This is a genomic window from Pseudomonas sp. N-1-13 (assembly GCF_057787095.1).
This window is the reverse complement of record NZ_JBYNRI010000001.1, coordinates 1,451,829-1,473,608: the sequence shown is the minus strand read 5'-3', so window position 1 is coordinate 1,473,608 and position 21,780 is coordinate 1,451,829. Positions and strand designations below refer to the sequence as shown.

17 protein-coding genes are annotated in these 21,780 nt (G+C 60.9%); 8 read left to right on the top strand and 9 right to left on the bottom strand.

All coding sequences use genetic code 11. The features are described 5' to 3' along the window. Positions 1-3 precede the first annotated feature (3 nt). From AC3I65_RS06840 to aqpZ, 4 genes are all read left to right on the top strand, one after another. Positions 4-807, top strand: a complete 804-nt coding sequence (locus AC3I65_RS06840; protein WP_488523577.1) for an alpha/beta fold hydrolase — start codon at positions 4-6, stop codon at positions 805-807. Between the two features lie 4 nt (positions 808-811). Beyond that, positions 812-1,375 (top strand): peptidylprolyl isomerase, encoded by a 564-nt coding sequence (locus tag AC3I65_RS06835; protein WP_076385914.1) that lies wholly within the window; start codon positions 812-814, stop codon positions 1,373-1,375. Between the two features lie 84 nt (positions 1,376-1,459). Beyond that, entirely contained in the window at positions 1,460-3,292 is a 1,833-nt protein-coding gene (locus AC3I65_RS06830) for an ABC transporter ATP-binding protein (protein WP_076385916.1), read from the top strand. Positions 3,293-3,660: 368 nt separating this feature from the next. Next, on the top strand, positions 3,661-4,350 hold the full coding sequence (gene aqpZ / locus AC3I65_RS06825) for an aquaporin Z (protein ID WP_173407238.1): 690 nt from the start codon (positions 3,661-3,663) through the stop codon (positions 4,348-4,350). A gap of 16 nt (positions 4,351-4,366) precedes the next feature. Here the strand turns inward: aqpZ and AC3I65_RS06820 are convergent, their stop codons facing one another. The 7 genes from AC3I65_RS06820 to aceK all read right to left on the bottom strand — a co-directional run bounded on the left by AC3I65_RS06820 (position 4,367) and on the right by aceK (position 15,520). Continuing rightward, a complete protein-coding gene (locus tag AC3I65_RS06820; RefSeq protein WP_488523576.1) occupies positions 4,367-5,491 on the bottom strand; it encodes a GNAT family N-acetyltransferase in 1,125 nt (374 codons plus the stop codon). Between the two features lie 142 nt (positions 5,492-5,633). Continuing rightward, positions 5,634-6,944 (bottom strand): OprO/OprP family phosphate-selective porin, encoded by a 1,311-nt coding sequence (locus AC3I65_RS06815; RefSeq protein WP_488523575.1) that lies wholly within the window; start codon positions 6,942-6,944, stop codon positions 5,634-5,636. Positions 6,945-7,228: 284 nt separating this feature from the next. Then, complete coding sequence (locus AC3I65_RS06810; protein ID WP_047227924.1) at positions 7,229-7,465, bottom strand: anti-sigma factor family protein; 237 nt, start codon at positions 7,463-7,465, stop codon at positions 7,229-7,231. Then, positions 7,459-8,070, bottom strand: a complete 612-nt coding sequence (locus AC3I65_RS06805; protein WP_488523574.1) for an RNA polymerase sigma factor — start codon at positions 8,068-8,070, stop codon at positions 7,459-7,461. Before AC3I65_RS06805 ends, AC3I65_RS06810 begins: the two co-directional genes overlap by 7 nt. Positions 8,071-8,233: 163 nt before the next feature. Further along, positions 8,234-9,355: a beta-ketoacyl-ACP synthase III gene (locus AC3I65_RS06800; RefSeq protein WP_047227926.1), complete on the bottom strand. Its 1,122-nt coding sequence runs from the start codon at positions 9,353-9,355 to the stop codon at positions 8,234-8,236. Between the two features lie 324 nt (positions 9,356-9,679). Continuing rightward, complete coding sequence (gene hrpA, locus AC3I65_RS06795) at positions 9,680-13,591, bottom strand: ATP-dependent RNA helicase HrpA (protein ID WP_488523573.1); 3,912 nt, start codon at positions 13,589-13,591, stop codon at positions 9,680-9,682. A gap of 207 nt (positions 13,592-13,798) precedes the next feature. Next, a complete protein-coding gene (aceK, locus tag AC3I65_RS06790) occupies positions 13,799-15,520 on the bottom strand; it encodes a bifunctional isocitrate dehydrogenase kinase/phosphatase (RefSeq protein WP_047227927.1) in 1,722 nt (573 codons plus the stop codon). A gap of 130 nt (positions 15,521-15,650) precedes the next feature. Here aceK and AC3I65_RS06785 point away from each other — a divergent pair, with 130 nt between their 5' ends. Continuing rightward, the gene (locus AC3I65_RS06785; RefSeq protein WP_339491763.1) at positions 15,651-16,568 is read left to right on the top strand and encodes a DMT family transporter; all 918 of its coding nucleotides are present in this window, start codon (positions 15,651-15,653) and stop codon (positions 16,566-16,568) included. Positions 16,569-16,736: 168 nt separating this feature from the next. Here the strand turns inward: AC3I65_RS06785 and cysK are convergent, their stop codons facing one another. Beyond that, positions 16,737-17,711: a cysteine synthase A gene (gene cysK / locus AC3I65_RS06780; protein WP_047227929.1), complete on the bottom strand. Its 975-nt coding sequence runs from the start codon at positions 17,709-17,711 to the stop codon at positions 16,737-16,739. A gap of 129 nt (positions 17,712-17,840) precedes the next feature. Here cysK and AC3I65_RS06775 point away from each other — a divergent pair, with 129 nt between their 5' ends. The 3 genes from AC3I65_RS06775 (at position 17,841) to AC3I65_RS06765 (ending at position 21,119) form a co-directional block, all read left to right on the top strand. After that, positions 17,841-18,917, top strand: coding sequence for a DUF748 domain-containing protein (locus tag AC3I65_RS06775; RefSeq protein WP_047227930.1), 1,077 nt, complete (start codon positions 17,841-17,843; stop codon positions 18,915-18,917). Between the two features lie 141 nt (positions 18,918-19,058). Further along, positions 19,059-19,904, top strand: a complete 846-nt coding sequence (locus AC3I65_RS06770) for an AAA family ATPase (RefSeq protein ID WP_003184225.1) — start codon at positions 19,059-19,061, stop codon at positions 19,902-19,904. A 36-nt stretch (positions 19,905-19,940) separates the two neighbouring features. Beyond that, complete coding sequence (locus AC3I65_RS06765) at positions 19,941-21,119, top strand: vWA domain-containing protein (protein ID WP_488523572.1); 1,179 nt, start codon at positions 19,941-19,943, stop codon at positions 21,117-21,119. 109 nt (positions 21,120-21,228) lie between these two features. Here the strand turns inward: AC3I65_RS06765 and AC3I65_RS06760 are convergent, their stop codons facing one another. Then, positions 21,229-21,771 (bottom strand): DUF2937 family protein, encoded by a 543-nt coding sequence (locus AC3I65_RS06760; protein ID WP_047227932.1) that lies wholly within the window; start codon positions 21,769-21,771, stop codon positions 21,229-21,231. Positions 21,772-21,780 lie beyond the last annotated feature (9 nt).

Below are 21,780 nucleotides of genomic sequence, written 5' to 3'. Positions count from 1 at the left end.
CCAATGGCCTATTTCGCCCACGAAGATTGCAACCTGCACTACGAGGAATACGGCCACGGCGCGCCCTTGATCCTGGTCCACGGGCTGGGCTCGAGCACCCGCGACTGGGAAAAACAGATCCCGGTATTGTCCGCCCACTACCGTTTGATCGTGGTGGACGTGCGCGGCCATGGACGCTCCGACAAACCTCGCGGGCCTTACAGCATCGAAGGTTTCAGCGCCGACCTTATCGCCCTGATCGAACACCTGGACCTGGGCCCGGTGCACTTGGTGGGCTGGTCCATGGGCGGCATGATTTGTTTTCAACTGGCCGTGGATGAGCCCGGGCGGGTCAGGAGCCTGTGCATCGTCAACAGCGCGCCGCAAGTCAAAGTCCGCACGCCTGATGACTGCTGGCAATGGTTCAAGCGCTGGAGCCTGATGCGCCTTCTGAGCCTTGAAACCATTGGCAAGGCCCTGGGCGCCAAGTTGTTCCCCAAACCGCAACAGACCGAGTTACGCCTGGAAATGGCCCGGCGCTGGGCAAAAAACGACAAACGTGCTTATCTCGCCAGCTTCGATGCCATTGTGGGTTGGGGGGTTCAGGAACGACTGTCGCAGGTGGCCTGTCCAACCCTCGTCATTTGCGCCGACCACGACTACACCCCCGTGGCCTTGAAAGAGGCCTATGTGAAACTGCTGCCCGATGCCCGGCTGGTGGTCATTGCCAACTCACGGCACGCGACCCCGCTGGATCAACCCGAACGCTTCAACCAAACCCTGCTCGAATTTTTGACCGCAATCGACTCAACTACTCAGGATCACTGAACCCATGCTGAAAAAAATCGCCCTCGCCGCCGGCTCCGTCCTGTTTGCCGCCAACCTGATGGCCGCGCAGCCGACCAAGGCGCCCCACGTATTGCTGGACACCACCAACGGTCAGATCGAAATCGAGCTGGATCCGGTCAAGGCGCCGATCAGTACCAAGAACTTCCTTGAGTACGTGGACAGCGGCTTCTACAACAACACGATTTTCCACCGCGTGATCCCGGGCTTCATGGCCCAGGGCGGCGGTTTCACCCAACAGATGCAACAGAAAGACACCAAGGCACCGATCAAGAACGAAGCCAGCAATGGCCTGCATAACGTTCGTGGCACCTTGTCGATGGCGCGTACTTCCAACCCGAACTCGGCCACCAGCCAGTTCTTCATCAACGTGGCCGACAATGCGTTCCTCGACCCGGGCCGTGACGCCGGTTACGCAGTGTTCGCCAAAGTGGTCAAGGGCATGGACGTGGTGGACATCATCGTCAACTCCCAGACCACCACCAAACAAGGCATGCAAAACGTGCCGATCGATCCTGTGATCATCAAGTCGGCCAAGCGCATCGACTAAACAGCACAGGGCAAGCCTGAGCGGCGGCGGCGATCCCGCGCCGCTCACAGGAAAAAAGGAGAGCCCGGCCCGGGCTATGTACCCATGGTTTATCGCCGTTTCGAAACACTGATCGACATTTTCCGCGACGCCCCGACCTCGGCACCACCGAACCGCGTCCTGCCCTTCTACACCTATTATCTGAAACAAGTCTGGCCCAGCTTCGCCGTGCTGCTGGTGGTGGGCCTGATCGGCGCACTGATCGAGGTGGCGCTGTTCAGCTACCTGAGCCGCATCATCGACCTGACCCAGGGCACGCCGAACGTGGACTTCTTCAAGCTCCACGGCCTGGAGCTGGCGTGGATGGCGGTGGTGGCGCTGGTTTTCCGGCCGATCTTCGTGGCCTTGCATGACCTGCTGGTGCACCAGACCTTGAGCCCCGGCATGACCAGCCTGATCCGCTGGCAAAACCATAGCTACGTGCTCAAGCAGAGCCTGAACTTTTTCCAGAACGACTTCGCCGGACGCATCGCCCAGCGCATCATGCAGACCGGCAACTCCTTGCGCGACTCAGCGGTGCAGGCCGTGGACGCGCTGTGGCACGTGCTGATCTACGCCATCAGCTCACTGGTGCTGTTTGCCGAAGCCGACTGGCGCCTGATGATCCCGCTGCTGATCTGGATCGCCGCCTACATCGGTGCACTCTGCTACTTCGTGCCGCGGGTCAAGGAGCGCTCCGTCGTATCGTCCGATGCCCGCTCCAAACTCATGGGCCGGATCGTCGACGGCTACACCAACATCACCACGCTGAAGCTGTTCGCCCACACCAACTTCGAACAGCAATACGCCCGCGAAGCCATCCAGGAGCAGACCGAGAAAGCCCAATTGGCCGGCCGCGTGGTCACCAGCATGGACGTGGTCATCACCAGCATGAACGGGCTGCTGATTGTCGGCACCACGGCGCTGGCCCTGTGGCTCTGGACCCAGTCGCTGATCAGCGTGGGCGCGATTGCCCTGGCGACCGGGTTGGTGATCCGTATCGTCAACATGTCCGGCTGGATCATGTGGGTGGTCAACGGCATCTTCGAAAACATCGGCATGGTCCAGGACGGTTTGCAGACCATCGCCCAGCCCGTCAGCGTTACCGACCGCGATCAGGCCAAGCCTTTGGCGGTGGCCCGTGGCGAAGTGCGCTTCGAGCATGTGGATTTCCACTATGGCAAGAAAAGCGGGGTGATCGGCGACTTGAACCTGGTGATCAAGCCGGGGGAAAAGATCGGCCTGATCGGCCCGTCCGGTGCGGGCAAATCCACGCTGGTGAACCTGCTGCTGCGTCTGTATGACGTGCAAGGCGGACGCATTCTGATCGACGGGCAGGACATCGCAGAAGTGGGCCAGGAAAGCCTGCGCGAGCGCATCGGCATGATCACCCAGGACACGTCGCTGCTGCACCGTTCCATTCGCGATAACCTGCTCTACGGCAAACCCGACGCCACCGATGCGCAACTCTGGGCGGCGGTGCACAAGGCCCGGGCCGATGAGTTCATCCCACTGCTGTCGGACGCTGAAGGCCGCAGCGGTTTCGATGCCCATGTGGGTGAACGCGGGGTGAAGCTGTCCGGCGGCCAGCGTCAACGTATTGCCATCGCACGGGTGCTGCTCAAGGATGCGCCGATCCTGATCATGGACGAAGCGACGTCAGCACTGGACTCGGAAGTCGAAGCGGCGATCCAGGAAAGCCTCGAGACCCTGATGCAAGGCAAGACCGTGATCGCCATCGCCCACCGCCTCTCCACCATCGCGCGAATGGACCGGCTGGTGGTGCTGGAAAACGGCCGCATCGCCGAGACCGGCAGCCATGCCGAACTGCTGGCCCATGGCGGGTTGTATGCGCGGCTGTGGCAGCATCAGACGGGTGGGTTTGTGGGGATTGATTGAACCGGGTTGGCTTCTACAGACAGGAGGCGTGGGAGTCGTGTGGGAGCAAGGCTTGCCCGCGATGAAGATGACGCGGTCTCCCGGATGGCCCGAGGCGCCTGCCTCGCGAGCAAGCTTTGCTCCCACAGCCCAGCGCCCGAGCGCCATTCTGAAAAATTCTGTCCAGGATCCATTTAGCCCACACCGCAACCGCATACTCCCCACCGTCCAAGGCCGAAACCGCCACAGTCCATGACTCTGGCGGTTTTTTAATGCCGCTGGATTTGTCGCAACGTTCTGCTGTACTCAGCCCAGGTTCTGGAGATGAACCTGTCGTAACTCTGCTGGATGCATAACCGATTATCACGACTGTTCTATCAAGGATGCTTATGTCTTTACTCAAACGATCAACGACTGAGTTGTTGGGTACGTTCTGGCTGGTGTTGGGCGGCTGTGGCAGCGCTGTATTGGCCGCTTCCGGGATTGGCGTGCTGGGGGTTGCCCTGGCATTCGGCCTGACGGTGTTGACCATGGCGTTCGCCATCGGCCATATCTCGGGTTGCCACCTGAACCCGGCCGTCTCGGTGGGCTTGTACGTGGGCGGGCGGTTTCCGGCCAAGGAACTGCCTGCCTACATCATTGCCCAGGTCATTGGTGGGGTGCTCGCCGCCGCATTGATCTACTTCATCGCCAGCGGCAAGGAAGGCTTCGACCTGGCCGCTTCCGGCCTGGCAGCGAACGGTTACGGCGAACATTCGCCCGGTCAGTACTCCATGGTGGCCGGCTTTGTGACTGAGCTGGTCATGACGGCAATGTTCATCCTGATCATCCTCGGCGCCACCGACAAACGTGCGCCAGCCGGCCTGGCACCGATTGCCATCGGCCTGGCCCTGACGCTCATCCACCTGATCTCGATTCCGGTCACCAACACCTCCGTCAACCCGGCCCGCAGTACCGGTCCGGCACTGATCGTCGGCGGTTGGGCCATCGAACAATTGTGGCTGTTCTGGGTGGCACCGCTGCTGGGCGCCATCGTTGGCGGTGTTGCTTACCGCTGGCTGGGCAAGGAAAACAGCTGAGTCACGCCGGCAAAGATCAGCACTGTCGATAAGGCAGTGCGGTCTTCGCCTCTTCGGCATACGCCAACACGCCCTCCTGCTCCCGGACCAGAAAGTCTGCAACCGCCGCCTTCAGGCCAGGATGGCGCAAGTAGTGCCAGGAACGGGTGATCACCGGCTCGAAACCACGAATCAGTTTGTGCTCGCCCTGGGCACCGGCATCGAAACGCTGCAAGCCGTGGGCAATGGCGTAATCCATGCCCTGATAAAAACAGGTCTCGAAGTGCAAACGGTCGAATTCCGCCAGGCAACCCCAGTAACGCCCATAAAAACTGTCACCGCCCACCAGGCTGAACGCCATCGCCACCGGCCGTGAACCTTGCTTGGCCAACACCACGCGAATGGCCTCGGGCATGCGCTCGGCCAGCAGACTGAAAAACGTCCGGGTCAGGTACGGCGCTTGCCGACGCACCGCGTAAGTATTGGCGTAACAGGCGTAGACAAAATCCCACTGGGCCTGGTCCAGTTGATGACCTTCCAGCCATTGGAAATCGATGCCCTGCCCCGCCACTTGCTCACGTTCCTTGCGCATCTGCTTGCGTTTGCGGGAACTGAGCGCGTCGAGAAAATCCTGAAAGTCCCGATAACCGCGATTGCGCCAGTGGTACTGGCAACCAATCCGCTGCAGCCAGCCCTCCTGCCCGGCCAGCGCTGCGTCGGTAAAGGCATCGGTGAAGTTGATGTGGGCACTGGAGAGCGATTCGATTTCCAGATAACCCGGCAGGCTGGCAAGCAACTCCAACCCGTCTTCCCCACTTGCCGCCAGCAGTCGTGGGCCACTGACCGGGCTGAACGGCACCGCCGTCAACAGCTTGGGGTAATAGTCGATCCCGGCCCGGGCGCAGGCGTCGGCCCAGGCATGGTCGAACACGTACTCGCCGTAGGAATGCCACTTGCGATAACTGGGCAGAGCCGCCAGCACACGCCCGTCTTCAATATGCAGCAGATGCTCGGCCTGCCAGCCTGATTGCGGGCCCAGGCTGCCACTGTCTTGCAGGGCCGTGAGGAAAACGTGGCGCAGGAAAGGTTGATTGGCGGGCACCAGCGCGTCCCACTCTTGCGGCGCGATGGCGGACAGGCTGTCCAGAACGTGTAGCGGCATGCGGCTCCCCGATATCCAGAATGCGGATGGGGCGAGTATCGCCGATCCTGAGCGGACGGACGTAAAAAAAACCCCGCCAGAGGCGGGGTTCAAAGGAGCTATAACGGATGAAACATGAAGCGTTGAATCAAATCAGCACGACTTAGAACACGTACTGGGCGCGCATGACAAAACCGTCACCATCGTCGTCGCCGTTGGCATTGGTCACGTTGTCGGCCTTGGCCTTGACGTAGGCAGCGGAGATTTTCACCGCTTCGTTGGCGTACCAGTTCACACCCAGGTTGTGCACCTTGGCTTCGGCATCGCCCACGTCACGGGTCGCGGAGGCAGTGGTGATGTTGTCGTCTTCGACGGTCATGCTGTCGTAGCGATAGAACACTTCCCAGGCGCCGATGGACTTGTTGGCGGGCTTGATCGCGTCGAACTTGCCGATCTTATAGCCGCGGGATTCACCGGTGAGGGTGTAGGCACCCTGGACGTAGAAGCCGTGGCCTTTGATGTCTTCGAAGGCATCGCTGTCAGCCTTGGTTTTACGCGAGATGTACTCACCCTGGATCGACGCAGGACCCATGGCGAAAGCGGCTTCCAGGCCGAACGCCGTGTCGGTGTCGTACGAACCGGCCGGCGAGTTGTTCGCGCCACCCAGCAACGGACGGTTGCCGTTAGGGCCGGCATCGTTGCCACCCAGCGTTTCGACGCCACGCATGCCCAGGCGGGAACGATAACGTGCATCGAATACGGTGTCGGAGACGTCACGGGAGGCGACGTTCACACCGAAGTGCAGAACGTTGCCGGAGTCGTGCATCGGCGCGAATACGAAGCGACCGTTGACCTGCTTGACGCTGTCGCCGTCGGTGTCGTTGTTGTCCTTGGCGAATACGCCAGCGGAGGCATAGAACGAATCGGCGAAGGTGCTGGACGCTTGCAGACCCAGACCGTTCTGGTGGCCGTTGGCCCAGTCGATCAGATCATAAGCAGCGTTACGCTCCGGCGCGGTCACCCACTTGGAACTGGTGGCTTTTTCCAGGCCGAAATCCGGGTCGAAACGACCGAATTTGATCGAGACCGGCTTGAAGCCGTTGTAGGCCATGGACGCTTCGTCAAAGTAACCGTCGTCTGAACTGCCGGCGTTATGCGAGAAGTCGTAGCTGATGGTGTAGGCCCAATCCGTGTACAGCACGCCGGACAGTTCTAGGAAAGCACGACGAAAGTAAGCGGCATCAGCCGATTTACCATTATCGGTGTAGAGACCGTCGAACTGGCTGTAGTCAGCCTGCAAACGACCGCCAAGCTTGAAGCTGAACTCTTTGTCGGTGGTAGCGACCTCAAGGCCGCCCTTGGTTTTGACCACGATATCGGCGCCATCGGTGGTGACGGTGCCGGCGAAAGCCTGGGCGGTTACTGCCATTGCCAGTGCGCTGGCGGCAACACCTGCGAAGTGCTTACGGATCATCGAAGAATTCCCCTGTTGGTAGTCTATGCCGTTAGAAAACACGCGGAACTGAGCCCGCTGGTGTTGGAGGGGATCTTGGCGATGGGTTGTGTCAGCGCAGTTGCTGTCAGATAAAGATTTTATGACAGGGGAACTTTTTACTTCGAAAGGGAATAACTGCTGCACCAATACCAGTGGGAGCGAGCCTGCTCGAGATAGCGGTCAATCAGCCGGCATTGATGTCGAATGAAACAATGCCATCGCGAGCAGGCTCGCTCCCACAGGGGCGTAGGGGTGTCTGGGACTCAGCGAATATTTTTACGGCGCTCGGCCGCGAGTTTTTCAGCCAACTGATCCAGATTGGGAACCGGCGATTCAGGCAGCTTTCTGAGCGTGGCCTGCATCAGGCGCATCTGGCGAATGAAACGCCGGCACGTGGCACAGAACATCAGATGATGGCGCATCATCAGGCGCTCACGAAAACTCAGTTGGCCGTCGAGAAAATCGCTGGAGCGCGCCACTTGTTCCTTGCAGGTCAGCATTCGCCGGTTTCCTCGAAATGTTCTACGGTCGCAAAGACCTTCAGCCGTGCCCGATGCAACAGCACACGTACGTTGGAGAGCGAGATGTCCAGAAGATTACAGATGTCTTCCAGTTCCAGGCCCTGACGTTCGCGCAGGGTCAAGACACTGCTTTGCAGTTGCGACAGACTGAGCAGCGTGTGCTCGAGGCATTCGCGCAGCTCACTCATCGTGAGCAGCGCCTCCGGTGTGTCCTGATGCCAGGCGAACGGTGCTAGCAGCCAATGGCCATCCGCGGCGAAACGATCATCGCCCAGGATGCCGTGGGGCGACGGCAGATCATCGAGCAACACCTCCCGACGGTTCTGCTTGTAGCGGCCCTTGGCGGCGTTGGCGGTGATGGTCAGCAGCCAGGTCTTGAGACTGGAGCGGCCCTGGAAGCCATTGAGGTTGCGCACCACTGACAACCAGGCGTCCTGCACCACTTCATCGGCATGCCGACTGCCCACGATGGCGTAGGCCACGGCGCGCATCGGGCTCTGGTAGGTGCTGACCAGCTCTTTGAAGGCCTGCTGCTCACCGGCCAGGAGGCGTTGGAGCAGTTGTGTGTCGTCGGTGACGGTCATTCAACGCCCATTGCTGAATAGATCGCGGCTGTGGCGAGGGGGCTGATGTGGGAGCAAGGCTTGCCCGCGATGCGGTCCTTCATAAACCGCGCTGCCTGTTTCGTGAGCAAGCTTTGCTCCCACATGACCTTGCTCCCACAAAAAATTCGTCGCCGCCAGAGGATCAATGCTTACGCAGAATCACGCTGCCAATCGAATAGCCGGCGCCGAACGAGCTGAGTACGGCAACCGAACCGCTGGGCAAATCATCCTGGTAGGAGTGGAACGCAATCACCGAACCCGCCGAGCTGGTGTTGGCGTAGCGGTCGAGGATCACCGGCGCTTCTTCTTCGGTGGCTTCGCGACCCAGCAGCTTGCGCACGATCAGGTGGTTCATGCTCAGGTTGGCCTGGTGCAGCCAGAAACGCTTCACTTCACCGACGCTCAGCTGATTTTCTTCCAGGTGCACGCCAATCAGTTCGGCCACCATCGGGCAGACATCGCGGAAGACTTTACGACCTTCCTGGACAAACAACTTGTCACGGCTGCCGATCCCCTCTTCCCCGGCGCGGTTGAGGAAGCCGAAGTTGTTGCGGATGTTGTTGGAGAATTTGGTGAGCAGCTTGGTGCTGACCACGTCGAACTGATACGGCGAGGTCGCCAGGTCCGCCCGTTCGATGATCACCGCGGTGGCCGCGTCGCCGAAGATGAAGTGGCTGTCGCGGTCGCGGAAATTCAGGTGGCCGGTGCACACCTCAGGGTTGACCATCAGGATCGCCCGGGCCTGGCCCAGTTGTACGCTGTTGGCCGCGGCCTGGATGCCGAACGTCGCCGAGGAACAGGCCACGTTGATGTCGTAACCAAAACCTTCGATGCCCAGCGCTTCCTGGACTTCAATGGCGATGGCCGGGTACGGACGCTGCAGGTTGGAACAGGCGACGATCACACCATCGATGTCGGCGGCGGTGCGGCCGGCGCGTTCCAGCGCCTGTTTCGCCGCGCCGACAGCCATTTCACACAGCACCGACCACTCGTCGTTGGAGCGCTCGGGCAGGCGCGGGGTCATGCGTTGCGGGTCGAGGATGCCATCCTTGTCCATGACAAAGCGGCTCTTGATGCCAGAAGCTTTTTCGATGAACGCCGCGCTGGATTCGGTCAACGCCTCGACTTCTCCCCGCTCGATGGCTTGGGCATTGTCGGCGTTGAATTGCGCGACGTAGGTATTGAAAGACTGCACCAGCTCTTCATTGGAGATGCTGTTGGCCGGGGTGTACAGGCCGGTGCCGCTGATGACGACGTTATGCATGGTCGTGTCTCTGATCTGTTCAGGCAGAAAGCGTTGGCACCGACGTACCAACACACAAGGGGTCTTTTCCCATCCAGGGGAAGCAGACCTGGCAGCGCTTTATTCCGATCCGCCCGTGATCATCGACGCTAAAAACCACGGGACCGGCATTTATAGGCGCGAAGTTTGCCATAAACGCTGGCGTTTGGCCCATTCTCAGTGAATTACAAAACCAAACCCTGTGGGAGCGAGCCTGCTCGCGATAGCGCTGGATCAGCCAGCATCAATGTTGACTGACCCACCGCTATCGCGAGCAGGCTCGCTCCCACAGGTCTTGCGCCGGGGTCAGGGCTCCACCTGCCCCCACTGCTTGCTCAAGCGCTTATCCGAAATCGGCACCTTGGTGCCCAGTTGCTGGGCGAACAGCGACACCCGGTACTCCTCCAGCCACCAGCGGTACAGCTCCAGTTGCGGGTCGCGCTTGCCTTCCTGGGCGTGTTTGCTGGCGCGGGTCTGGTACTGGACCCAGAGGTTCGACAGTTCACCGCTCCAGACCCGGTCCTTCTGCACCTGGCTGCCGAGTTTCTCCAAGCGCTGCTCGATGGCCTTGAGGTAGCGTGGCAGCTCCTTGAGCCACTGATGCGGGGTTTCGCGCACAAATCCCGGGTACACCAGATGGCTGAGTTGCTGCTTGATGTCGTTCAGGGCCACGGCCTGGGCCAGGTCGATCTTGCCCTTGAAGCGTTTTTGCAGGCCGTGCCAGAGTTTGAGGATCTCCAGGGTCAGCTTCGCCAGGCGTTCGGCGTGTTCGGTCCAGCCGCCGCGTTTGCGCTCGGCCAGGGATGCCAGTGCGGCGCCATCACGGGGCAGGCTCGCCTCGCCTTCCAGCACGCAACTGTCGAGACTGACCAGCAGGATGTCTTCCACCAGGCTGTCGATGCGTCCCAGTTCGCGGTACAGCAGGCCCAGTTCCGTCAACCCGGGCAATTTGCCGCGCAGGAACTTGGCCGATTCTGCCAATTGCTGCATCAGCAACCGCTGCAAGGCGCGACGGTGCTGGAACTCGGCTTCAGCCGGGGTCGGGAAGCGGCCTTCCTTGACCACACCGCCCTCTTCCACCAGCGCCGGGTACACCGTCATCGACAGCCCGGCGATCTTCTGTTGGGTTTTCTCGGCCACCGGGGCGAAGATTTTCGCTTCCACCGGCGCCTGGCTTTTCGCCGTCTGCGGCACGGCCAAGGCGGCCTGGCTGGCTTCGGCAAAGCGTGCCGTCAACTCGGCCAGGTCGCGGCCTTCACCGAGAAACTTGCCCTGGCCATCGACGATTTCCAGATTCATGCGCAGATGGCTTTCCACCTGCTGCGCAGCTTCCGCCCAGGCTTCGTCGCTGACCCGCGCGCCGGTCATGCGCAGCAGTTCGCGGCCCAGGGATTGCGGCAACGAACCCTCAGCAAAGGTGATGCGTTGCAGCGCGGCCTTGACGAAATCCGGCACGGGCACGAAGTTTTTGCGCAGGGCCTTGGGCAGGTTGCGCACCAGGGCGATGCACTTGGCTTCGATCATCCCGGGCACCAGCCATTCCAGACGCTCCGGCGGCAACATGGGCAGCAGCGGTGCCGGCACGCGCAAGGTCACGCCGTCGCGGGGATGGTTGGGTTCGAAATGGTAGCTCAGCGGCAAGGTCAGCTCACCGACGCGCAACGTGTCGGGGTAGTACGCGGCAGTGACTTCACTGGCCTCGCGGGCCAGCACGTCTTCTTCGCGCATGATCAGCAGTTGCGGGTCTTTCTGGCTGTTGATCCGGTACCAGCTGTCGAAGGTCGCGGTCTGGTGGATCTCGGCCGGCAAGCGCGCATCGTAGAAGACGAACAGGGTTTCCTCGTCCGCCAGGATGTCGCGACGGCGGGCCTTGGCTTCCAGTTCGTCGAGTTGCTCCAGCAGTTGGGTATTGGCACTCAGGCACTTGGCCCGGGACTGGATCTCGCCGCGCACCAGCGCCTCGCGGATGAACAGTTCCCGCGACACCACCGGGTCCACCGGCCCGTAATGCACCGGCCGGCGACCGACCACGATCAGCCCGAACAGGGTGATCTGCTCATACGCCACCACCTGCCCGCGCTTTTTCTCCCAATGGGGTTCGAAGTGGTTTTTCTTGATCAGGTGCCCGGCCAGCGGTTCGATCCAGTCCGGTTCGATCTTGGCCACCATGCGCGCGTAGAGCTTGGTGGTTTCCACCAGTTCGGCGGTCATCAGCCATTGCGGACGCTTCTTGCCCAAGCCTGACGAGGGGTGAACCCAGAACCGTCGTTGGCGGGCACCGAGGTAGTCGCCGTCTTCGGTTTTCTGACCGATCTGGCTCAGCAGGCCGGAAAGTACCGCCTTGTGCAGTTTCGGGAAATCAGCCGGCTCTTTATTGAGGCTCAACTGCATGTCGCGACAGATCAAGCTCAACTGGCGATGGGAATCGCGCCACTCGCGCAGGCGCAGGTAGTTGAGGAAATTCTTGCGGCACCAGTTGCGCAGCGGGCTGGCGGTCAGGGCCTGGCGCTGCTCTTCGAAACCGCGCCACAGATTGACCAGCCCGGCGAAGTCCGAGTCGGGGTCTTTCCACTGGGCGTGGGCCTGGTCAGCCGCCTGCTGACGCTCCGGTGGACGCTCGCGCGGGTCCTGGATCGACATGGCGCTGGCGACGATCAGCACTTCCTGCAAGCTGCCCAGTTTCGCCGCTTCCAGCAGCATACGGCCCATGCGCGGGTCCACCGGCAAGCGCGCCAACTGGCGGCCCAGCGGGGTCAACTGACTGTTGCGGTCCACCGCCGACAGCTCTTGCAGCAAGTTGAAGCCGTCGCTGATGGCCTTGCCGTCCGGCGGTTCGATGAACGGGAAATCGGTAATCTCCCCCAGGCGCAGGTGCAACATCTGCAGGATGACCGCCGCCAGGTTGGTGCGCAGGATCTCGGGGTCGGTGAATTCCGGCCGGCCGAGGAAATCCTCCTCGCTGTACAACCGCACGCAGATCCCCGGCTCGACCCGCCCGCAGCGGCCCTTGCGCTGATTGGCGCTGGCCTGGGAAATGGCTTCGATGGGCAGGCGCTGGACCTTAGCGCGATAGCTGTAGCGACTGATGCGCGCGGTGCCGCTGTCAATCACGTAGCGGATGCCCGGCACGGTCAGCGACGTTTCAGCGACGTTGGTCGCCAGCACCACGCGACGGCCAGGGTGGGACTGGAAGATCCGCTGCTGTTCGGCCGGTGACAATCGCGCATACAACGGCAGGATTTCGGTGTGCTTGAGCTGGGCCTTGCGCAGCATTTCCGCCGCGTCGCGAATCTCCCGCTCGCCCGGCAGGAACACCAGCACATCACCGGGGCTGCGGCGTTCGCTACGCTCATAGGCGGCGATTTCATCGAGGGTGGCGAGGATCGCCTGGTCGACGGTCAAGTCATCCTCGACGCGGTTGCCCTCCTCGTCCTGCTCCAGGGTCAACGGGCGATACCAGGTGTCCACCGGGAAGGTGCGACCCGAGACTTCCACGATCGGCGCGTCATCGAAGTGCTTGGAAAAACGCTCCAGGTCGATGGTCGCCGAGGTGATGATGACTTTAAGGTCCGGGCGACGCGGCAGCAGGGTCTTGAGGTAGCCGAGCAAAAAATCGATGTTCAGGCTGCGCTCGTGGGCTTCGTCGACGATGATCGTGTCGTAGCGCTCCAGGTAACGGTCGTTCTGGGTCTCGGCCAGCAGGATACCGTCGGTCATCAACTTGATCAGGGTGTTGGCGTCGCTCTGGTCTTCGAACCGCACCTGGTAACCCACCAGCGCCCCCAGCGGCGTGGCCAGCTCCTCGGCGACACGGCTCGCCACGCTACGCGCGGCGATCCGACGCGGCTGGGTATGGCCGATCAAACCGTGCTGGCCGCGACCGATTTCCAGGCAGATTTTCGGCAGTTGCGTGGTTTTGCCCGAGCCGGTTTCGCCAGCGATGATCAGCACCTGGTGCTTGAGCAGCGCGTCCTTGATTTCGTCGCGCTTGGCGGCGATCGGCAAGCTGTCGTCGTAACGAATGACCGGCAGGCTGGCCTTGCGCGCCAACACCTGATCACACGACGCCTGCATGCGCGTCACCCACTGGGCCAGCTTGGCCTCGTCGGGTTTCTTGCGCAGCTCGAGCAACTGACGCCGCAACCGGTGACGGTCGGCGAGCATGGCGTGGTCGAGGTTTTTCAGCAGTTTGTCGATAGCGGGGGCTTGGTCAGTCATCAGGTACGCAAGGGTCGTCGGTTTGTGCAGGGGGCCGATTGTCGCAGATTTGCGCAGGCTGCGCCGACCCATGGCAGCCTGCCCGCTGTTCCCTTGTGGGAGCGAGCCTGCTCGCGATAGCGGTGTGTCAGTCGACATTAATGCTGGCTGATCCATCGCTATCGCGAGCAGGCTCGCTCCCACAGAGGTTTTGCGCTGACTTCGGGGTTATTCGCTGTCCAGATCTTTACGCCGATAGGGGAACACGTCGATCACCTTGCCCGCCCGAATCGCCTCTTGCAGGCCCTTCCAGTAATCGGCGTTGTACAACTCGCCGTGCAGTTGATCGAACAGTTTGCGTTGCCCCGCGTCGGCGAACAGGAAAGGTGGGAACTCTTCGGGAAAAACGTCCAGCGGCCCGATGGAATACCACGGCTCGGAGGCCATTTCGTCTTCCGGGGTCCGCGGCTGGGGAATGTGACGGAAGTTGGCTTCGGTGAGAAAGCAGATTTCGTCGTAGTCGTAGAACACCACGCGGCCGTGGCGGGTCACGCCGAAGTTCTTGAGCAGCATGTCGCCGGGGAAGATGTTGGCCGCCGCCAGTTGCTTGATCGCCAGGCCGTAGTCTTCCAGCGCCTCGCGCACCTGGTCCTGGTTGGCGTTTTCCAGGTAGAGGTTCAGTGGCGTCATGCGCCGTTCGGTCCAGCAGTGACGAATCAATACCGTGTCGCCTTCCACCGACACCGTGGACGGCGCCACGTCCAGCAGTTCCTCCAGGCACGCCGGTTCGAACTTGCTCAGGGGAAAGCGGAAATCGGCGAATTCCTGGGTATCGGCCATGCGCCCGACCCGGTCGACGCTTTTCACCAGCCGGTACTTTTCGATCACGGTCGCGCGGTCGACGTTCTTCGACGGCGAGAAACGATCCTTGATGATCTTGAATACGGTGTTGAAGCCCGGCAGGGTGAATACGCTCATGACCATGCCACGTACACCAGGGGCCATGATGAACTGGTCGTCGGTATTCGCCAGATGGTTGATCAGCGCCCGGTAGAACTCGGATTTGCCGTGTTTGTAGAAACCGATGGAGGTGTACAGCTCGGCGATGTGCTTGCCCGGCAGGATGCGCTTGAGAAAGCCGATGAATTCCGCCGGGACCGGCACGTCCACCATGAAGTAAGAACGGGTGAACGAGAAAATGATCGACACCTGCGCCTCGTCGGTAATCAGCGCATCGATCTGGATGCCCCGGCCTTCGCGGTGCAGCAGCGGGATCACCAACGGCCATTGGTCGTCCTGCGTATAGATCCGGCCCACCAGGTAGGCGCCCTTGTTGCGATAGAGCACCGACGAAAACAATTCCACCGTCAGTTGCGGGTCCTTGCAGACCCAGTCGGGCAGGTTCTCCCGCAATTGGGCTTCAAGGCGCTGCAAATCGCCCGGCAAGTCGGCGTAATCCTCGCTGAAACGGTAATCGGCGAAAATCGCCGCCAGCATCCGGTCCAGCTGGCCCTCAGGTTTGTAGGTACGAGTCTGGGCGGCTCGGGCGCGGCGCAGGCTGGGCCGGGTGGTATGGATGAACATGGTGCCGTCGCTGATCAGGTCATGGCTGAACAGCCCGCAGAAGATCGAGTTGTACCAGGTCTCGGACAGCTCATCGTCGAAACGCAGGTCGATCAGGCTGATGTAGGCGCTTTTGACCAGCGGCCAGCAACTGACGTCCATCAGGGCCTCGGCTGCGAAAGCCTTGCGCAAGCGGGCGACGGTTTCGAAGACCTTTTCTTCATACAAGTTGATCCGCGCCGCAGACGCCTCTTGTGCCTCCTGCCAACGGGCCTGCTCGAACCGGGCGCGGGCGCCATCGGTGATCTGCCGGAAATGCTCACGGTAATCGTCAAAGCCTTCGAGGATCGAACGGGCGATATCGGCGGCGGGCCATGGCTGCGGCATAGGGTAAACCTCGGCGGGTCATGCTTGTTATTGGCGACTGAGCTTAGAGGCCAATCGCGCGGCAACGCAACCATTGCCATCGGTCTTGAGCGAGGCGACACTTGCGACCCGATCAAGGAAGGAATGTGCTGTGAACCCCGTTGATATCCTGCGTTTGCTGTCATTGGCCGCCATCTGGGGAGCCAGTTTCCTGTTCATGCGCATAATCGCCCCTGTCATTGGCACAATCCCCACTGCATTTTTTCGCGTGTCCATCGCTTTTGTCGGCTTGCTGGTGATCCTGGCGTTGATGCGTATCGACTGGAATTTTCGCGGCAAGCTGAAAATCGTGATGGTGCTGGGCCTGATCAACTCGGGCATTCCGGCGACGTTTTATTCGCTGGCGGCCCAGGTGCTGCCGGCCGGTTACTCGGCAATCTTCAACGCCACCACACCCTTGATGGGGGTGTTGATCGGCGCGCTGTTCTTCAGCGAAAAACTCACCATGACCAAGGTCAGCGGTGTGTTCCTGGGATTGTTCGGCGTCGGCATCCTGACCGGCGCGGGGCCGGTGGCCTTCGACCTGCAATTGCTGATGGGCGCCCTCGCCTGCCTGCTCGCCACCACCTGCTACGGTTTCGCCGGGTTCCTTGCCCGCCGCTGGCTTGATCATCAAGGCGGGCTGGACAGCCGTCTCGCGGCCCTGGGCAGCATGTTCGGCGCCACGGTGTTGCTGTTGCCATTGTTTGGCTACAGCGTCATCAGTCACCCTCCGGCCAGCTGGGGTGGCTGGAGCGTCTGGCTGTCGCTGCTGGGGTTGGGCCTGGTGTGTACAGCGCTGGCGTACATTCTTTATTTCCGCCTGCTCAGTTCCATTGGCCCGGTCAAATCCATGACCGTGACCTTCCTGATCCCGCCGTTTGGCGTGTTATGGGGGGCGTTGCTGCTGGATGAGCCGTTGGGGATGGCGCACCTGTATGGCGGGGTGCTGATTGCGGCGGCGCTGTGGCTGGTATTGAAACCAGCGGCGAGCGCGACCAAGGAGCCGCTCCCAGGCCAGCGCAACTGAATACCCCCCACCCTTGTGGCGAGGGGATTTATCCCCGCTGGGTTGCGAAGCGACCCCATAACTGACACCTCGAGGTGACTGAGCTGTTCTGGGGACTGCTGCGCAGTCCAACGGGGAAAAATCCCCTCGCCACAATAACCTTCGCTCACCAGTCGCTGGGGGGCACGATTACTGCTGAGTCTCCTGCTCGGTGAACAGATCACTGAACAACATGCTCGACAGGTAGCGCTCACCCGAATCCGGCAGGATCACGACAATGGTCTTGCCTTGCATTTCCGGCTTTTCCGCCAGGCGCACGGCTACAGCCATCGCCGCGCCACAGGAAATGCCGCACAGGATTCCCTCCTCCTGCATCAGGCGCAGGGCCATGGCCTTCGACTCCTCATCCGTAACCCGCTCGACCTGATCGACGATCGACAGATCGAGGTTTTTCGGCACGAAACCGGCACCGATCCCCTGGATCTTGTGGGGGCTGGGCTTGATCTCGTCCCCCGCCATCGCCTGGGTGATCACCGGCGAAACCACAGGCTCCACCGCCACCGACAGAATCGGTTTGCCGCAGGTGTTCTTGATGTATCGCGAAACCCCGGTAATGGTCCCGCCGGTGCCGACGCCCGCCACCAGCACATCCACAGCGCCGTCGGTGTCGTTCCAGATCTCCGGGCCGGTGGTTTTTTCATGAATGGCCGGGTTGGCCGGGTTATCGAACTGCTGCGGCATGAAGTATTTGGCGGGGTCGCTGGCGAGGATTTCGGCCGCTTTCTCGATGGCACCCTTCATGCCCTTGGCCGGATCGGTGAGCACCAGCTCCGCGCCCAAGGCCTTGAGTACCTTGCGCCGCTCGATGCTCATGGAGGCCGGCATGGTCAACATCAGCTTATAGCCGCGGGCGGCGGCCACGAACGCCAGACCGATCCCGGTGTTGCCGGAAGTCGGCTCGACGATGGTCATGCCGGACTTGAGCTTGCCCGAGCTTTCGGCGTCCCAGATCATGCTGGCGCCGATCCGGCACTTGACCGAGTAACCTGGGTTGCGCCCTTCGATCTTGGCCAGGATGGTCACGCCACGCGGGGCAATGCGATTGATCTGCACCAGTGGCGTATTGCCGATGGAATGGGCGTTGTCAGCGAATATGCGGCTCATGACTGGGTCCTTAATGCAGCGGGGATTTAGCGCTTAAAGGTATGCCTGTTGCCCATGGGCGTCCAGTTGCACCGAACGTTCCAGTTGTTACAACAGTCAATGTTTTAACAACGCGGGAGACTGACTGAAATGAAGCGTCGATACAGCTGGCCACTGTGGACTTTCGCCGCCATCGTTGCGGTGCTGGTGGCCCTGCATTTCACCTTACCGTTCCTGGTGCGCGACTACCTGAACGACAAACTGGCCGACATGGGTGACTACCGCGGCCAGGTGACCGATGTGGACCTGGCGCTCTGGCGCGGGGCCTACCGGATCAACGGCCTGGAGATCGTCAAGGTCGACGGCAAGGTTCCCGTGCCATTTGTCGAGGCGCCACTGATCGACCTGTCGGTCAGCTGGCATTCGCTGTGGTACGACCATGCGGTGGTGGCCGAGGCGGAGTTCGTCCGTCCCGAAGTGAATTTCGTCGACGGCGGAGCCGACCGGCAGAACTCCCAGACCGGTCGGGGCACCAACTGGCGCGAGCAACTGAGCAAGTTGCTGCCCATTACCTTCAACGAAGTGCGGATCCGGGATGGCAAGGTGACATTTCGCAACTTCAACTCCAAGCCGCCCGTTAACCTGCGGGCTACCGACGTCAATGCCAGCTTCTATAACCTGACCAACGTGGTCGACACCGAAGGCAAGCGCGACGCTCGTTTCGAGGGCAAGGCCCTGGTGGCCGAACATGCGCCGCTGGAGGTGCAGGCGACCTTCGACCCGTTGAGCGACTTCGAGGATTTCGACTTCCGCTTGCGCGCCAGGGACATCGAACTCAAGCGCCTCAACGATTTCGCCGCGGCCTATGGCAAATTCGATTTCAATGCCGGCCATGGCGATCTGGTGGTGGAGGCAGAAGCCGAGAACGCCCAGCTCAGCGGCTACATCAAACCGCTATTGCGCGACGTTGACGTGTTCGACTGGCAGCAGGATGTGGAAAACGAAAAAAAGAACATCTTCCGTTCGGTCTGGGAGGCCTTGGTGGGCGCGGGAGAAACGGCCCTGAAAAACCAGCGCAAGAACCAGTTTGCCACCCGGGTGGAGCTCAGCGGCAATGTCCATCAGCAGGACATCAGCGCCTTCGAAGCCTTCCTCCAGATCCTGCGCAACGGTTTCGTCCAGGCCTTCAATGCCCGGTATGAGCAGCCGCCGCCGTCGGCCGACTGAGTCAACATGTGACGCTCCATTCAGAGACTGAATACAGCGTCTGCGTTCACAGTCGGCGGGGCACCGCGTTATAGTCGGGCACGACATTTATTTCGCGCGCCCCGCCTCGTCAGGCCGGCGTCACGTTCGAGGAAATTACAGATGAAGTTCGAAGGCACCAGCGCCTACGTGGCCACCGATGACCTGAAGCTGGCCGTCAACGCCGCCATCACCCTGGAGCGTCCCTTGCTGGTCAAGGGCGAACCGGGCACCGGCAAGACCATGCTGGCCGAACAACTGGCTGAATCCTTCGGCGCGCGCCTGATCACCTGGCACATCAAGTCCACCACCAAGGCCCATCAAGGCCTCTACGAGTACGATGCGGTCAGCCGCCTGCGGGACTCGCAGTTGGGCGTGGACAAGGTGCACGACGTGCGCAACTACCTGAAGAAGGGCAAGCTCTGGGAAGCGTTCGAGTCCGAAGAGCGGGTGATTCTGCTGATCGACGAGATCGACAAGGCCGACATTGAATTCCCCAACGACCTGCTGCAAGAACTCGACAAGATGGAGTTCTACGTCTACGAGACCGATGAAACCATCAAGGCCAAACAGCGGCCGATCATCATCATTACCTCCAACAACGAAAAGGAACTGCCGGACGCCTTCCTGCGCCGCTGCTTCTTCCACTACATCGCCTTCCCCGACCGCGTCACCCTGCAGAAAATCGTCGACGTGCATTACCCGGATATCAAGAAAGACCTGGTCAGCGAAGCGCTGGACGTGTTCTTCGACGTGCGCAAGGTGCCGGGCCTGAAGAAAAAACCTTCCACCTCCGAACTGGTGGACTGGCTCAAGCTGCTGATGGCCGACAACATCGGCGAAGCGGTGCTGCGCGAGCGCGACCCAACCAAGGCCATTCCGCCCCTGGCCGGTGCCCTGGTCAAGAACGAACAGGACGTGCAACTGCTCGAGCGCCTGGCGTTCATGAGCCGCCGTGGCACCCGCTGAACCCTCTTCGTTTCAACAAGAGCGAGGGCGATTGCCATGCTGCTTAACCTGTTCAATGAAATGCGCGCCGCCAAGGTGCCGGTGTCGGTGCGTGAACTGCTGGACCTGATCAACGCCCTGAAACAGCGGGTGATCTTCGCCGACATGGACGAGTTCTATTACCTGTCCCGGGCGATCCTGGTGAAGGATGAACGGCATTTCGATAAATTCGACCGGGCGTTCGCCGCCTACTTCAATGGCCTGGAGAAACTCGATGATCATCTCCAGGCGCTGATTCCCGAAGACTGGCTGCGCAAGGAGTTCGAGCGCTCGCTGACCGACGAAGAGCGGGCGCAGATCCAGTCCCTGGGCGGCCTGGACAAGCTGATCGAGGAATTCAAGAAACGCCTGGAAGAACAGAAGGAGCGCCATGCCGGCGGCAACAAATGGATCGGCACCGGCGGCACCAGCCCGTTCGGCTCCGGCGGCTTCAACCCCGAAGGCATCCGCGTCGGTGACGCCGGCAAGCGCCAGGGCAAAGCTGTAAAGGTCTGGGACCAGCGCGAGTACAAGAATCTGGATGACCAGGTGGAACTGGGCACTCGTAATATCAAGATCGCCCTGCGCCGCCTACGCAAGTTTGCCCGCCAGGGGGCCGCCGAAGAACTGGACATCGATGGCACTATCGACCACACCGCCCGGGACGCCGGCCTTCTGAATATCCAGATGCGCCCGGAGCGACGCAACACCGTCAAGTTGCTGTTGCTGTTCGACATCGGCGGCTCGATGGATGCACACGTAAAAATCTGCGAAGAACTGTTCTCGGCCTGCAAGACCGAATTCAAGCACCTGGAGTATTTCTACTTCCACAACTTCGTCTATGAATCAGTGTGGAAAAACAACCTGCGTCGCACCTCGGAACGCACCTCGACCCAGGACTTGCTGCACAAGTACGGCGCCGATTACAAAGTGATCTTCATCGGCGATGCCGCCATGGCCCCGTATGAAATCACCCAGGCCGGCGGCAGCGTCGAGCACTGGAACGAAGAACCGGGGTATGTCTGGATGCAGCGCTTCATGGAGAAGTACAAGAAACTCATCTGGATCAATCCATACCCGAAGGACACCTGGGGCTACACCGCGTCGACCAACATCGTGCGCGAACTGGTGGAGGACCGCATGTTCCCGCTGACCTTGCGAGGGCTGGAAGAAGGGATGCGGTTTCTTTCCAAGTAAGATTTTTTCCGCCCTTTAGGGCCTCATCGCGAGCAGGCTCGCTCCCGCAGGGTCTCGAGTCCAATGTGGGAGCGAGCCTGCTCGCGATGCTTTCAGCCTCCGAGCGATGTTACAGCCCGCGCAAATCGCGCTCTTCAATCGGTCGGCTCTGGCGCAGACGCCTGCCGCCCAGCACCACCCAGTCGATCAGGCGGAACAGGCACTCCAGGCCAAACGACAGCAACATGGCACCACTGAGGCCCCAGATCATCGCTTCGGGGGTCAGGAGAATCTGGTAGCTGTAGCCGTTCCAGGTTTCCTTGCGAATTTCCGGGTCAGCGGCCAGTGCCACTTGCAGCAAACGGATGTACCACGGCCCCTGCATTGCCTGGAATTGCTTGTCCAACGCCTGCTGACGGACGAGCAAGGTGTTCAGGCTGTCAGCATCACTGCGAAAGATCGGGTCTTCGCTGGCACGGTAGTGAGCCACCAGCGCTTGCATGTCGCCCTTGAAAAACTGGTTGGCGGTGCCCTGGAAGCCTTTCAGTCCTGTCTGCGCTTCGATCAGGTGCGCCTCGACCCGCTTGGCGTAATCGCTGATGAAACCGGGCACCTGCACCCCCACCAACAGGCCTACCGCGAACAACACCAGCCGTAGATAACTGAGCAACATAATCGTGAA